Source organism: Pantoea sp. BR_17 (assembly GCF_041955125.1).
Taxonomy (GTDB): domain Bacteria; phylum Pseudomonadota; class Gammaproteobacteria; order Enterobacterales; family Enterobacteriaceae; genus Pantoea; species Pantoea stewartii.
Genome location: NZ_JAVAXT010000010.1, coordinates 172,680 through 187,256, shown reverse-complemented (window position 1 = coordinate 187,256; position 14,577 = coordinate 172,680). Strand labels below are relative to the sequence as shown.

The window sequence follows — 14,577 nt, the reverse complement described above, 5'->3', positions numbered from 1 at the left end:
AGGGCCAATGACTTGTCATGAAAAAACATAGGTTTTCTATTGATTTCCTGGTTCCCCTAGTAACAGATGCTGTCTCTTTCGGCTGTTTTTGGTTTATTTTAGTTGTTTTAATGTAAGGTTATGGAAAGATACTAATTCTAAACAGGAAGCCAAAATATCTAAGGTATCGTGTTAACCTGATGACGAACATGATTGAAAAATCCATGATGGATCTTCTCTAATCAAATATTGTTTCTGAATAGGCCCGGCAATTGTCTGGTCTTTAAATTATTACATTTTATTTGAATTTTCATATCGCGAGAAGTCGTAATCTATGAGCTAGCTATGGAAACCAAAAGGAAAATATTAATAAGGTGATTTTAGCATCTGTAATCAGTGTGCTCTTTCTGAGCGGTTCTTCACGGAGTATTACAGCAACGGACAGCACGCTGGAGAGTGCAGAAAAGCAGATAACTTCAAAAGTTAGGCAAGAAAATACCCTATATAAAATCATTGAGGCCAGTACGAACAACAGAACTCACATCACAGCTAAGCTTTATCAGATCGATTTGAAATAATGAAATATGCAAGTTAAAGGCGCAGACAATGAGTCCTTCCCGGGCTACATCAATTTAATTATATAACTATGAGGTAAATCATGAAAAGCTTTATGGAAAGGATGAAAGATATATTTGGCACCGGATATGAGTCTGCTCCAGAGGTAAACGATAGAAAAAAAGAGACAGATAAAAGCTCTTTTAACCCTGACTTTCTTAGCCTGGCGAAAAAACGCCGATCAATCTATAAATTAGGTTCAAAAATCACCTTATCGCAGCATGAAATAGGCAAAATTGTTGAGAGCGCTGTAAAGCATGCACCTTCTGCATTTAATTCACAAAGCTCACGAGTAGTCATACTCTTTAGTAAAGAACATGCCATTTTATGGAGCATGACCCGTGAAAAGTTAAGGAAGTTAGTTTCACCAGAAGAATTCGAAAGTACTGCTGAAAGGATTAACAGCTTTGCGAATGCTGCAGGTTCTATTCTTTTTTTTGAAGACCAGGTCACTGTAAAGAATCTTCAGGAGCAGTATCCCAGTTATTCCGATAGCTTTCCTGTATGGTCAGAGCAGAGTAGTGGGATGGCTCAATATGCAGTATGGATGGCACTGACCGAAAAAGGTATTGGAGCAAATCTGCAGCATTATAATCCTCTCATTGATGAAGAAGTACATGCAGGATGGAACGTACCTTTATCATGGAAACTACGTGCACAAATGAATTTTGGCGTAATTCTTAAGTATCCAGAAGAAAAAGATTATATGCTTGATAACCAACGTTTTATCATACCAGGAAGAAATTAATAACAAATAATCATTTGAACAATTCCGCAGAGAAAGTTATGCATCAGCGAATAATAAAAAAATAAACCACTTGGCTTAACGTTATAAAATTTATACGGCCGGGCGCTTATAATTAAGTGTCCGATTTTTTCATATGTTGTTAATGCATTGTCACAGAGCCATTTAAGGCTTGCTTATCTCACATAAATTTAGTAAATATCAGTGCCTGTAATGTTAATTTTATCATAATTTTACGCCGCCGCTGATTAGCTCTCAGGTTTTACGCTTTATAAAAAGCTAAAACCTAGTCAATAGCATGCGTTAATAAATTAAAAAAATAAGGGTGATTTAAAAAGCAAAGCACCACCGGTTAACATGCCTTTGCGGTTTTTATAGTATTTATTATCATGTGAATCCATGGGTTTTTAAAGCTTAGCGAATGATTGGATGATATTCTATTAAATACAATGTAGGTTTGAATGTGTGAGGGAGGAGCACATACGGACGCAGGGCGAACAATAGTTCGCCCTGGAGAGGGGTTATTTATTAAAAGTTGTTGGCTTCAAAGCGAATTTACCGTCTCCGGTCAGTGAAAGGGCGATTAAACCGACAATCCAGAATGCAGGAAATTCCCAGCCTCCATTAGTGTTTGTAAAGAAGAAGCCTGCTGCACCATGAACATTAAAAATTGCGCCTAACAGAATTGGAATCAATGCGATAGCAACGATTCGGCTGTAGATGCCAAGGATAAGTGCGAAACCACCAATCAACTCTACGGCCATCGTCAGATAAGCCAGACCTCCGGGCAAACCTAACGATTCAAAAAACTTAGCGGTTCCGGCGGGTGTAAAAATAAAAAATTTCAAACCAAAGTGTGCCAGAAATAAAATACCTAAAGACAGGCGCATCAGCAAAGCTGCATAAGGAGCTGTACGATTATCAGACATAAAATTATCTCAAGTAGATGGATGAAAGGACTATACGCTAATTTAAAATGCGCGAATATGTGTCTAATAGGAGTAATATTCTTTCCAAAATGAAAAAAATTTAATCTTTTAATTTCCAGTAGAAATGTGCTTTTATACATAATGTAATAATTAGCGTGCAATCCATGTTACTCAGGGTGTTGTTACCGTACAGACAAAAATTACTGGGTATCTGGTGTGACATATGCCGTTTATGACCTGCCCCCAGTATTAGATACAACCATCAGTTAGTAATGTCGGTTTGTTTACCTTCACATTTTCCATTCCGCCATCGTGCTGCAAACTCTGATGGCGTCTGATAATTTAGTGCTGAATGTGGACGACACTCGTTATAATCCTGCCGCCAGTCATTAATGACTTTCCTGGCGTGAACGATATCGCTGAACCAGTGCTCATTCAGACATTCATCGCGAAAGCGTCCGTTAAAGCTCTCAATAAATCCGTTCTGCGTTGGCTTGCCCGGCTGGATTAAGCGCAACTCAACACCATGCTCAAAAGCCCATTGATCCAGTGCGCGGCAGGTGAACTCCGGCCCCTGGTCAGTTCTTATCGTCGCCGGATAGCCTCGAAACAGCGCAATGCTGTCCAGAATGTGTGTCACCTGCACGCCTGAAATCCCAAAGGCAACAGTGACCGTCAGGCATTCCTTCGTGAAGTCGTCCACACAGGTCAGGCACTTGAGCCTGCGACCGGTGGCGAGCGCGTCCATGACAAAATCCATCGACCAGGTCAGGTTGGGCGCCGCCGGGCGGAGCAGCGGCAGACGTTCTGTTGCCAGCCCTTTACGACGCCGTCTGCGTTTTACGCCCAGCCCTCTCAGATGATAAAGGCGGTACACGCGCTTGTGATTAACATGAAGGCCTTCACGGCGCAGTAACTGCCAGATGCGGCGGTAGCCAAAACGCCTGCGCTCCAGTGCCAACTCAGTGATGCGCTCTGATAAATGCGCATCAGTCGCCGGACGCAGAGCCTCGTAGCGGCAGGTCGACAGGGACAAACCTGTCAGCCTGCAGGCACGACGTGGCGACAGACCGGTCGCATCACACATAAACTCAACGGCTTCCCGCTTCTGGTCTGTCGTCAGTACTTTCGCCCCAGAGCCACCTGGAGTGCCTCCTTATCCAGCATGGCTTCGGCAAGCAGCTTCCTGAGTCTGGCGTTCTCTTCTTCAAGCGACTTCAGGCGCTTAACCTCGGGCACCTCCATACCACCATACTTCTTACGCCAGGTATAAAAGGTGGCATCGGAAATGGCGTGCTTGCGGCAGAGTTCACGGGCAGAAACCCCGGCTTCAGCTTCGCGGAGGATACTGATGATCTGTTCGTCGGAAAAACGCTTCTTCATGGGGATGTCCTCATGTGGCTTATGAAGACATTACTAACATCGCGGTGTGTTAATCAACGGGGAGCAGGTCACTCGCAGCGATCAAAGCGCCTGCCAGGTCAGATAGTTTTGCTTCACCTTACACCCCCGAGACAACGTCCTTCGGCGACATATTAATAATACATGTGCGCGAACCGCATTTAGTTCAGCCGACTCATTCAAATCTCAGTAAAAATTCTCAGATGAAAATCCAGCAATGGCTAATGCCGCTGCGAACAGAACTTCATCCCGAGAAAAAATGATTATTTAGCTTAAGTGCTTTGTTTAACGTTACTTAAAGTTTATTCCGTAAAGCAGTAAATCAACAATGCGGTATAAAGTTAATGAAGGAATAACCGATAAAAAAGTTAAGGTGCTTTGCAAATGTATCTTTTGTAATTGTCACTATAACGAATTAATTCACCAGGAATTATAAATGAATAAGATTCTTAACAATATAAGTCTTACCGCTAAATTTGCCATTCTGGGCCTGTTTTCCCTTGTCCTGTTCTCAGTTCCTACCATGCTTTTTGTTTCCGAAGGTAATAAATACATTCAGGACAAGCAAAGGGAGGTAACAGGTGTACCCGTAGAAAATAGGATTTTAGCCCTACTCAATTTGATACAGCGCCATCGTGCAGAAACCGCCCTTGCCATTGCAACTAAAAATCCAGCAACACCGTCCCGCGTTCAGGTCAGGGATGAAATTGAAAACATCACTGACATTATTACTAAAGATATGGCCAAGACAGAAGGCAGCGCTGCCATAATCAGCAAAATTAATGATGTGCGCACACAGTGGAGCCAGTTACAGCAGAGAATCGATTCTTCACAACTGACTCTGACAGCCAGTCTTGATGCGCATGCCCTCCTCATCCGCAACCTTTTGAACGCGAACCGTGATGTGCTGGATTTTTACGGCCTTTCTCTCGATTCAGATATCAACACGTACCGTTTAATTACGAGTAATTTTTCATCATTGCCTGAATTGACCGAAAGCCTTGGGAAAATACGTGCATTCGGCACTTCCCTTCTTGCCCGAAATGAAAGCATAAGTGAAGCAGACTCTGTCCGTATGGAGTCCTTAATCAGTAATGGTTCGTATAACCTGAATTTGTTTGTTCAGGATTCTGAAAAACTGTTTTTATCTGATAACACACTTAAGCAAAAGTTCAGTGCAGATGCAGACTCAGCCGTTCAGGTGGCAACCAGTGCTCTCAAAACCGCTGAGGCGATTTTTATCAGTCATAGCATGGCTAATGAAAATCCTAAGGACTATGCAGCGCACTTTACGAAAGCTATAAACAAATTCAGCGACTACGCCATTGGCGGGGGTAATGAACTGAATGAAATGCTGAATGGGCAGATTAAGGAACACCGGTATGCACAATATGCACTACTGACCGTTCTTGTTTTTATCGTCCTGCTGGCAGTAATTTTTGCTCTGGTTATTATTCGCTCCGTTACCAGACCTGTCAGTGCAGCATCAAAGCTGGCGCTTGAAGTCGCAGGTGGTGACCTTACGTCAACATTTACGGTGACAGGACGTAATGAAACTGCCGGGCTGCTCAAGGCATTACTGCAAATGAGTCAGCGACTTACACTTACGGTTGAAAACATCAAAAGCAACGCTGTCACTATTGCTACCTCATCTGAAGAAATTGCTCGCGGAAATGGTGATCTTTCTGCGCGAACTGAACAACAGGCAGCCTCTCTGGCTGAGACTGCGGCCAGTATGGAGCAGTTATCGTCAATTATCGGCAATAATGCAGATAACACGCGCCATGCTGCTGAAATGGCCAACTCCGCTACCAGTGCGGCCTTAAGAGGCGGTGAGGCGATGGAGTCAGTACTGGATTCAATGGAAAAAATAAGCAACAGTGCGGGGCAGATTAAAGAAATCATCTCCGTTATTGACGGGATAGCGTTTCAGACGAATATTCTTGCTTTAAATGCAGCCGTTGAAGCTGCCCGGGCAGGTGAGCACGGCAAGGGCTTTGCTGTTGTTGCATCTGAAGTCAGGGCACTGGCACAGCGATCGGCTGGATCGGCGAAGGAGATCAAAGGACTGATTGAGCAGTCAGTTGAGCATGCCGAACAGGGAATTTCGATGGCCCGGGATGCCGGTGAAAAAGTTAAGCAAAGCGTGGAAGCTATTGAGCAAACATCTCAATTAGTCAGAGAGATTTCATCTTCTTCTGAAGAACAAAGTGCGGGCATATCTCAGATAAATATTGCGGTGACACAGATGGATCAGGTTACGCAGCAGAATGCCGTACTGGTTGAAGAGTCTGCATCATCTGCTGATGAACTTGCAAGCCGGGCCGCAAGCCTGAGGGATGCTGTCAGCGTATTCCGCACAAACGCTGTATAATTGGTTCAAATACTTTGGTTGTGTGCCATTTAATGCGGCAACATTTTTACAAAACTGCGTCTGTATTTGCATTTGATAAGCCATCTTCAGGGATGGCTTATCTCATTTAAAACCATGATAAAGTTATACTTTTGCACTTAAAGGCCCGGTGGACTAATTAAACGCCTGTTGAAATATTTGGCATTACCCCCCAATTGCCCATATGAGCTACGCTCATAACATCCGTTATGCAACCTGCAACGCGTTCCTCTTTAAAGTTGTTTCTATTGCAGATGGCCTTCATAATTCCTCTCGTGCCGGACGGCGCGTTACACCTTCCCCCTGGGGCGCTGTTCTGCACTCGCGCCATCCGGCCATTCAGTCAAATCTCTTACTACGCAGTTTCATAAATCAGACTTCAAATTTGAAAATGGCGATATGCAGAAAATCATTAGATGCGGGGTTAGCTGCATAGAGGCGCTGACCTGCTCCCGGTAAACTAACATTCCATGATGCAAGCAACGTCCGCTTTTGGCACAAAGCGGACGTTCGATGGAGGATAATTGGTAAGCGAAGAGCAGACGATTCGGATTATCAGTATTTAATTGCCTGTGGTTTAATTTATGGCCTGCTGTATCACCGTTTCACTGAGCACTCCCATCAGCACCGTAATGTTTTCTTCAATGGCATTCTCCACCTGCATAACGATAATCACGGGTATGCAGTCTCAACTGGCAAGCTGAGACTGAGCTTTAATCTGCTGCTTATTTTTTGAGCTTGCTGCGCCCCGCAGCAAGTTTACTTTTCAACCAGTTAATTACGGTTTTTTTACGAACTGCTGCCTGATGGTAGCAATAGCCGCGCTGACCTGCTCAGCAGACGCGCGATTTTCTGGCAGGAGGGGAGCACTGTTTTTTGACTCAGAGAACGATGCAGACCTTTCTGCGGAGCTACTGACGGGCTTTGCAGTCCGCAGCGCAGAAGGCATCGCAGGAACTTCAGACAGCCGGAACTCGCCCTGTCTGGCGCGTTTCAGCATGGTAAACATCCAGCCCGCCGGGTTTGCCAGGCGGCCTTTGCGCAGTTGCGCCTGCAGCAGGCTGCTCAGGCCTTCAGCCACCGGCACCGGCAGCACACCGAACTGCTGACTCACCATCTGGCGGTCTTCGTTGCTCAGCATGGCCAGAAAACTCTCAGGCAGAACCGGCCGGTCAGCAACGTACGTTTCTTTAATCACACTCTGTGTGAAAGAACGTACGTTACGGTTCGAATTTCGAACTCTGTTGTAAGTGACTGATTTATTACTTAGTTCGGATTCCGTACTCAGTGATTTTCGACCCTGCGCATGACTGAGTTCGGATTCCGAACTCAGTGTTTCAGGAGATTTTTCAGCAGTTTTCTGACTGAGTTCGTTTTTCGAACCCGGCCGTGCCGTGCCGCTTTTACGCATCATGGCCATCGGCTTTGACGGAGCATTCAGGCGACTTTCAATCAACGCCAGACGGCTGTGGCGGTGGCGCATACCGCTGTCCTGGAGTATGTCGTTAACAACGGCCAGCGCCGTCATGCGCACGGACTTGTTCTTACTCTGGCAGCTCTGCTCAACCAGCGTCAGCCAGTCCGGGTCGAAGGTCTCCGCATCACGGTAGCCCAGCGGCTCATCATGCTGGGCATAGATGTTGCCGCGAACCCGGCCGCCCTCGTCGCGCACCTTTTTGCACAGGCTTATCCAGCCCGTGAGCCGCAGCATCAGCAGCGTGCGGCTCACCGTTTCCCGCGAGGCCCTGTCGGAATGTGCCGAGGCCAGCTGCGCCTGCAGCTCGTCATAAGTCGGAAACACCGCCCCCTCATTCTGCTGTGCATAAAGGCGTATCATCACCCAGGCGGTTTTATCGAGCGGCGACAGACGCGTGTCGAGAAATAAACGGCGGGGAAACGCGTCGTGGACGTTGCCCATAAACAGCAGGCCGCTCCGTTCCTGACCGGCTTCACCGTTAACAGCCCTGCGCTCAAGGCTTTTCTCCATACGTGACAGCGTGTGTGCCACTATGCTGTCGGCGGGTATGTTCATTTTTTGCTCCCCTCTTATGCCTGAGACAGCACAGTGCCGGGATAAACCCGGCACTGTCTGGTCATCGCTGGTCGTCCGTTACCGACGTATTTCACGGTTATACGTCTCATGGTCCATCAGCCACCACTGTCGGCCCCCGTCCTTGCTGAGCATCCGCCAGTAGGGGCCGACATCAATTTTGAGGTAGCCATTGAGGGCGAGCCGCCGGAACACCTTTTTACCGCTGCAGACCGCAAGGAACAGTTGCTGAGCCCGGCGTCGCACCGACGGGGAGACCTGCTGACGCCGGGTGAAGTCACTTAATCTCATCAGGTCTCCTTACGCAGCAAAGGTAAAGTGGCAACCCGCTGTGATGCCTCACGGCACCACTGGCAGACCTTCGTCCACACGGCGGTCAGCGACAGGCCGTGAAGCTCTGCGGCCAGCATCATCGCCTCCAGCGCCTTGTGCGAGTCCGGCGACTCCAGACCGGCGTTTTTCCACTCGTTCCACAGGTGCGCATCCTGCTCCTCTGTCAGAGACTGCGTCCGGCCCTGACGGCTCTCGATGCCCATCAGCCGGCGACGGCTGCTCACGTCGGAGGGTGACATGCCAAAGTATTCGTCCATCAGCTCCATAGAGCCACCCAGCTCAAGGGCGCGGTCAATCATCAGCATACGGGCCTGCTCGTTGCGGGCCTGGTTGAGTATCAGCCAGAAGTTCTCGTGGTTGAATTTGACGTCCAGGACGGACACCTTCGACTGACCGATATAGTGCAGCTCGTCGAGGCTGAGGCCGCTGAGCGCCCGAATTTCCTCAACCGACAGGCCCAGCGATTCGCAGCGGCGGATATTTCCGCTCTTGAGGTCCATCAGTAGCGAGCTCAGAATGCTGGCTGTCGCGCCGGGAAGGTTTTGCTGGTTCACAGACCACCTCCCGTAGTGACCTGACTGGTCAGCTGGATTGCATCAAAGAGCCAGCCCGACAGGCAGGCACCCAATAAGAGTGTGTTAATCATTGTGCGTGCCTCCCGCCGTAAGCTGCTTATTAGCCTGCGCCCCTGCCAGGCCGTGACTGAGTTCGGCCTGACGGCCTGCGAACCATCCCGCCGTGCGTGCCGACATGTCGCCGCGACAGCTTTTCGCCTCGCGCGTGACGAGCGCGGAGAAAGCCTGTCCCGAATGCCGCTGCGCCAGCCAGCGCTGCAGCACCTGATTCTCACTGTCAGGCGTAGTGAAAGACTGCAGAACCTGCCAGACGCCGGAGACCCAGCCTTCACGGAACTGGTCGGCGCGGCCGCGCAGCGTGCTCCTGAGAATGCGGCGCTTGCGGTAAGTAGACATATGGCTGTCGGTTGCCGCCCGCAGCTTGCGCTGCAGGACGGTATAGATGTAGAGGGCCAGCTCGGGGCGCTCGCCGAAGCCGTAAAAATGAAGTGACCGGCGTATCATGCGCAGTCCGCCCGGATTCACATAGCCGTACCAGCCAAACCAGCACCGGCACTGCGTGGCCATGCACACCACCGTGGCCAGTGAATTCATCCAGGCAGGCACTTTCTCGGCGTTGCTGGTCAGCTGCTCACAGACCGACTCCCTGATTTCACTCATCGCCAGCTGGTCGTCAGTCAGGCCGTGACGGCGCATGAGGCGCTGGGCCAGCGCAACCGCCCGGGCGGCTTCATGGTCGTTGCTGTTCTGCGTCCCCAGCGCCATCAGGCGACGGATGCGCCGGGTGAGTTTTGACTTATCTGCCATGATGAGCCCCCCGGTAACTGCCAGCCATGTGTAGGGCCTTTTTCTCCTTCACGTCCTGACAGCCGGCGCAGAGTTTCACACCCGGCATCGCACGCTGGCGGCCATCTGGAATGTCAGCACCGCAGCACTCACAGAACTCGTTTGACGGCTCATCAGTACGGAGCTGCGATCGGGCGGCGTCAATGCCGCGCTGAATGAATAAAGCCGTACTGGCCTGTGCCATTTCGTCGTTCAAATCATCAGACATTTTCTCCCCCTTTTGTGGCAAGGCGCTGCAGCTCACGCAGGCGGCGAATGATGCGGATAAGGCGCATCATTTTTACCACCATGACGTCGTCAAATACCGGCGTGTCAGCCGGTTCCTGTGAACCAAAAAAATTCAGACAGAACATGAACATGTTGCACTGATGATTGGGCAGTCGGCCGGACAGGCCCGCAAGGAACAGGCTGAACTCGCGACTGCCGCCGGATATGGCAAAACCGGCAGACTCAGGGCTTTTGTCCTCACTGACGTCGCTTACACAGCCCATTCCCTCGGCAATTTCGTAGGCCAGCCGGTAGGCCATATCCTGAAGATGCTCAACATCATCCTGCATAGCCGGGATTAGCCAGATGTCGCTTACGGGCTCAAGGCCGGTTTCGGCAAAGCTCACTGACCCGGTGGATACCGGTGCCGTGTCGTCATGCTCGCTGAACGCAGAAACAAGGGAATGGCTGCCTGAAGAAACCAGATCGGCGGCGTGCTCACTGTTTGTGCTAACGGCATCACCGGTAATAACAGGACGGCCACCAAACAGAGCATTCTGGATTTCACTTCTGGGCAGGCTGTCGGCGCTGATGCCGGTACTGTCAGGCAGCACTGTAAGGCCAACTGACTCAGGAGCCGGTTCGGGGCGGGTTGAACCCGTGAGGGTGCCTGAGCGCAGGCCGGTGACGGGCCTGACGGCGGTCGGGTCATCCGGCAGAACGGTGACAGGGAGAGCCTTCCCGCCAGAACCTTCTGACAGGCGAGTGAGCGTCAGCGGCGGCATGGTCGGCGGCTCCCCAAACTGCTCGCGGCGTTTCTGCTCTTTGGGATCGAGCTCAATCAGCCAGCGGTCATAGTTGAGGCTGGGGTGTGGCAGAGCCTTCACCAGTTGCCCGATAAACTCATCCCTGAAAACTTCGAGGGAATAACTGTCAGGCTCATCAAATACGCGGCAGGTTTCGCCAAAAACTTCATCAAGATTGACGCTGGGGTTGACGTCGCCACTGAAAACTTTCCAGACTTTAAGTGCGGATGAACGCAGGCTGAGCAGAGGCATAACCTGACCCCGACTCATGCCGCTTTCCAGCATTCGGGGCATATATGGGTAAATATAATTCAGCGTGTCTTCCATTCTACTGACACTTGAATTATCAATTGGATAACCTTCTTTACCCAAAAGTTCCGACAGTTCCCTTAAGGTAACACTACGTCCTAACTGTTCTTCATAGATAACCCGAGCCTTATGAACACCAAAAGCTTTATCGATGAAGATGAGATCACCCCTGACCTCATTTTCAGCCAAATGACCAATGAGGCATTTCAGGCGACCTGGCCATGGTTTGAATATGGTGTGAACACGATAAAAGCGATCTTCACCCGTCTCCTCCCAGAGCTCACACAGTATTTGATAGCGGGTATTCCCACCATCGCTGAATATATAGACTCCATCACCGTCCGGATCTAATGTAACTTTAGGTACAGAGTCCAGACCACGAGCGCGTATAGAAGCCTTTATATCTTCGTAACGGGGGTTTCTTGCATTACGGGGGTTGTCCGGATTGGGCCGGAGCTGGTCAAGTGTCAGCACCATGGCCATCTCGCTAACCGGTACGTGAGGCGAGGCTGCACTGTCACTCTGCTGTACAGGCGATTTACCCCGCTTTAGCATCGCAGTGCCCAGGTTTAGGTTGCGCACGTTACTCATGCAGACCTCCTGGCATCGACCTGGAGATTTTCAAAGCGAGTATATCGGCCCTCGAAGCGCAGGCGCAGAGTGCCGGTTGGGCCCTGGCGCTGCTTGCCGATGATGAGTTCAGCCAGGCCTTTGTCCGGGGAGTTTGCGTTGTAGACCTCATCACGGTAAACAAAGATGATGACGTCTGCATCCTGTTCAAGGGCACCTGAGTCACGCAGGTCGCCGCAGTTGGGACGCTTATCGGCCCGGCTTTCAAGTGCACGGTTCAGCTGGGAAAGTGCCACAACCGGGCAGCCCATCTCTTTGGCCAGCGCCTTCAGCGAACGGGATATCTCTGCGATTTCCTGGGTGCGGTTTTCCTGGTCCGGACAGCGCATGAGTTGAAGGTAGTCGAGACCAATGATGCCAGGGTTACCGTAGCGGCGGGCATTACGTCGCGCACGAACGCGAAGCATGGCCGGCGTCAGCTCACTGGTGTCATCAATGAGCAGACGCTCTTTAATATCTTCTGTGAGTAACTTAAAGACATTCGATACGCGGGCCCAGTCCTCTTCGTCCATCATTCCGCTTTTCATACGGGTCAGGTCAACATTGCCAAGCGACGAGACCATGCGCATCAGAATTTGCTCTTTAGGCTGCTCCAGGCTGTAAAACTGGCCGTTGAATTCAGTATTTTTCATCAGAGAATTCATGATGATATTGATGAGGAACGCAGTCTTTCCCATGGAGGGGCGTGCGGCTACAAGAACAAGGTCACCTGGCTGAATACCGCTTGTGAAAGCGTCCAGCTCGTCAAACCCCGTCGGCGTGCCGGTGATGCCATCGGGAGTCTGGCAGCGTCGTTCCAGCTCGGCCGCCAGTTTTTCCAGTCCGTCTATGATGGTCACGCCCTGCTGGGGTTCAGCCCGCTCTGCCAGCTGCATGATTTTCTGCTCAGCCGTTTCCATCGCGGCGGCGATATCCGCGCCCGGCGCGGTGGCAGATTCATGTATCTCACTACCGATGGTTGCCAACTGGCGACCGCGACTGTAACGGGCCACGATGTCGCAGTAGTGCGTTATGTTGGCCACGCTCGGGGTGTTTTTGGCAAGCTCGGCCAGATAGGCAAAACCGCCCAGCTGTTCAAGCGAGTCTTTGCCGCGGCTTTCAATGCTCTCGGACAGCGTAAGCAGATCAATAGGCCGGCCGGCCGCCACGAGGTGCGACATTGACCTGAAGATTTCACGATGAACCTTACTGAAGAAATCATCGGCGCTGATGCGCAGTACAACTTCATCCCAGCAGTCATTGTCCAGCATCAGGCCGCCAATGACACCCTGTTCGGCATCCCTTGAGTACAGCCCGGGAATATTCCGGCCGTTATGAGACATGAGCACCTCCGCTAACAGCAAAGGCGTCAAAGCGATCTTTAAACTCGGGAAACAGTTCGCAGGCAAGTTTGTGCATAGAATCAAATGCTGAATCGCTGACGCGGGACGTTTTGCTCTCAAGACGGTGAACGGGGAGTCCGCTGGCATGGCCTTGCTCATAGACGGTGAGATCGTAAATGCGCGTCTGCAGCATGGATATGGCTATTTCATCAGCATGAGCGCTGTACTCTCTGCTGTTAATGATGGCTTCGGTCTGATCAAAGGTTGTTTTTGCAAGACTGGTATATTTCATGCAGTTAACGAGCATGCGTACAGACGGAAGTGTGATCCCGAATGCGGAGTAGGAGCGCAGGTCCTCCATCAGCGCGACCGTGCCGCGTAAAAACTCCCTTACATCTGGCAGAACAGGCTTCACCATGCCGATCATTTCGCCCGTCGAAGCCAGTATAATCAGCTCCAGCATCACTGATTTAGCTCCCTGAGAATCAATCAGGATCACGTCATAGCTTTTAAACAAAGGAGCTGAGAGCGCATTGCGCAGACGTACACGGCCATCTGGCACATTAAGCATGTGGGTCGGGAGAAGATTACGGGGATCGTTCGATGCAATGAGATGAAGGTTATCGATGGCGGTGCGGGAGATTATGTTATCAGCAACTGACAGGTCTGCATTCTGCATAAGCAGCTCATACAATCCGCAAGGGGCTTCATAAGTCAGAGGAAATATACTGCTGGCCGTTGGCTGGGCGTGATCGCCATCAATGATGAGAACCTTAAGACCGGCATCGGCCAGAAATCCACCAAGATTGGCTGTTTGAGTGGATTTACCTTCACCGCCCTTTGTCGAGACGACAGGGATAACTTTAACCCTTGATGGGTTTGAACAAATTATTGATTTTGAATGCATATAATCTTACCTGTTGTTAAACAGGTTCGATTTAACATATTGATAACTTATGGCTGCGAAATTTAACATTGAAACACGGGGATTGAAAATCCCCGTGTCCCTGGTTCGATTCCGGGTTCGGGCACCACAAATTTGAAACCCTCGCTTCGGCGGGGGTTTTTGCGTTTTAGCACTCATAATGCGCCTTAGCACCGCAAGAAAGTGAATTTTCTACGTTCATCATGACCAGTCGCCCTTTCTGCATGACAGCCTGCCTGTGATAGCGGTTGCATTCGCCATCTCCTCCTCTGTAGTCATGTGCCCTTTCCTGTATTGGATTCAGAGGCGTTGCCTTTTAACAAGAAAAAGCGATGATACATTTTTCACTGTTCAGGATTCGCCATGAACGCTTCGACCAGCATCAACATCGGCCTGCTGCTGTTCCCCGCAAAGACGCCTGGCGACGCAAGAAGCGGCGGCCAGGCTGGGTGATAACCGATTGGCGTAAGCGATGGCTTTCAATTGTGCGACAACAAACGCTGTCACTGCCGC

General features: G+C 50.2%; 12 protein-coding genes. 2 read left to right on the top strand and 10 right to left on the bottom strand.

Translation table 11 applies throughout. The features are described 5' to 3' along the window. Positions 1–637 precede the first annotated feature (637 nt). A complete protein-coding gene (locus RAC60_RS16245) occupies positions 638–1,342 on the top strand; it encodes a nitroreductase family protein (RefSeq protein ID WP_375094021.1) in 705 nt (234 codons plus the stop codon). A 518-nt stretch (positions 1,343–1,860) separates the two neighbouring features. Here the strand turns inward: RAC60_RS16245 and RAC60_RS16240 are convergent. Together RAC60_RS16240 and RAC60_RS16235 are read right to left on the bottom strand one after the other, a co-directional pair. Beyond that, positions 1,861–2,268 (bottom strand): DoxX family protein, encoded by a 408-nt coding sequence (locus RAC60_RS16240; protein WP_375094020.1) that lies wholly within the window; start codon positions 2,266–2,268, stop codon positions 1,861–1,863. A 262-nt stretch (positions 2,269–2,530) separates the two neighbouring features. Beyond that, a protein-coding gene (locus RAC60_RS16235; RefSeq protein ID WP_375094019.1) for an IS3 family transposase occupies positions 2,531–3,651 on the bottom strand; the annotation gives its coding sequence in 2 pieces (ribosomal slippage) (positions 2,531–3,393 and positions 3,393–3,651; 1,122 coding nt in all). A gap of 454 nt (positions 3,652–4,105) precedes the next feature. On the opposite strand from RAC60_RS16235, the gene RAC60_RS16230 reads away from it, so the two are divergent. Then, the gene (locus RAC60_RS16230) at positions 4,106–6,043 is read left to right on the top strand and encodes a methyl-accepting chemotaxis protein (RefSeq protein WP_375094018.1); all 1,938 of its coding nucleotides are present in this window, start codon (positions 4,106–4,108) and stop codon (positions 6,041–6,043) included. 796 nt (positions 6,044–6,839) lie between these two features. Here RAC60_RS16230 and RAC60_RS16225 read toward each other — a convergent pair. The 8 genes from RAC60_RS16225 to RAC60_RS16190 form a co-directional block, all read right to left on the bottom strand. Next, the gene (locus RAC60_RS16225; RefSeq protein WP_205951023.1) at positions 6,840–8,093 is read right to left on the bottom strand and encodes an STY4528 family pathogenicity island replication protein; all 1,254 of its coding nucleotides are present in this window, start codon (positions 8,091–8,093) and stop codon (positions 6,840–6,842) included. 78 nt (positions 8,094–8,171) lie between these two features. After that, positions 8,172–8,402: a hypothetical protein gene (locus tag RAC60_RS16220; protein ID WP_164482831.1), complete on the bottom strand. Its 231-nt coding sequence runs from the start codon at positions 8,400–8,402 to the stop codon at positions 8,172–8,174. Further along, positions 8,402–8,998: a DUF2857 domain-containing protein gene (locus tag RAC60_RS16215; RefSeq protein WP_205951022.1), complete on the bottom strand. Its 597-nt coding sequence runs from the start codon at positions 8,996–8,998 to the stop codon at positions 8,402–8,404. Before RAC60_RS16215 ends, RAC60_RS16220 begins: the two co-directional genes overlap by 1 nt. Positions 8,999–9,082: 84 nt before the next feature. Then, positions 9,083–9,826, bottom strand: coding sequence for a DUF2786 domain-containing protein (locus RAC60_RS16210; RefSeq protein ID WP_205951021.1), 744 nt, complete (start codon positions 9,824–9,826; stop codon positions 9,083–9,085). Next, positions 9,816–10,073, bottom strand: a complete 258-nt coding sequence (locus RAC60_RS16205; protein WP_205951020.1) for a TraR/DksA C4-type zinc finger protein — start codon at positions 10,071–10,073, stop codon at positions 9,816–9,818. Before RAC60_RS16205 ends, RAC60_RS16210 begins: the two co-directional genes overlap by 11 nt. After that, complete coding sequence (locus RAC60_RS16200; RefSeq protein WP_375094017.1) at positions 10,066–11,778, bottom strand: ParB family protein; 1,713 nt, start codon at positions 11,776–11,778, stop codon at positions 10,066–10,068. Before RAC60_RS16200 ends, RAC60_RS16205 begins: the two co-directional genes overlap by 8 nt. Then, complete coding sequence (gene dnaB-PI, locus RAC60_RS16195) at positions 11,775–13,139, bottom strand: SPI-7-type island replicative DNA helicase (protein WP_205951018.1); 1,365 nt, start codon at positions 13,137–13,139, stop codon at positions 11,775–11,777. The genes RAC60_RS16200 and dnaB-PI overlap by 4 nt, the downstream gene beginning before the upstream one ends. Then, positions 13,129–14,046, bottom strand: a complete 918-nt coding sequence (locus RAC60_RS16190) for a ParA family protein (RefSeq protein WP_205951017.1) — start codon at positions 14,044–14,046, stop codon at positions 13,129–13,131. Before RAC60_RS16190 ends, dnaB-PI begins: the two co-directional genes overlap by 11 nt. Positions 14,047–14,577: the final 531 nt, after the last annotated feature.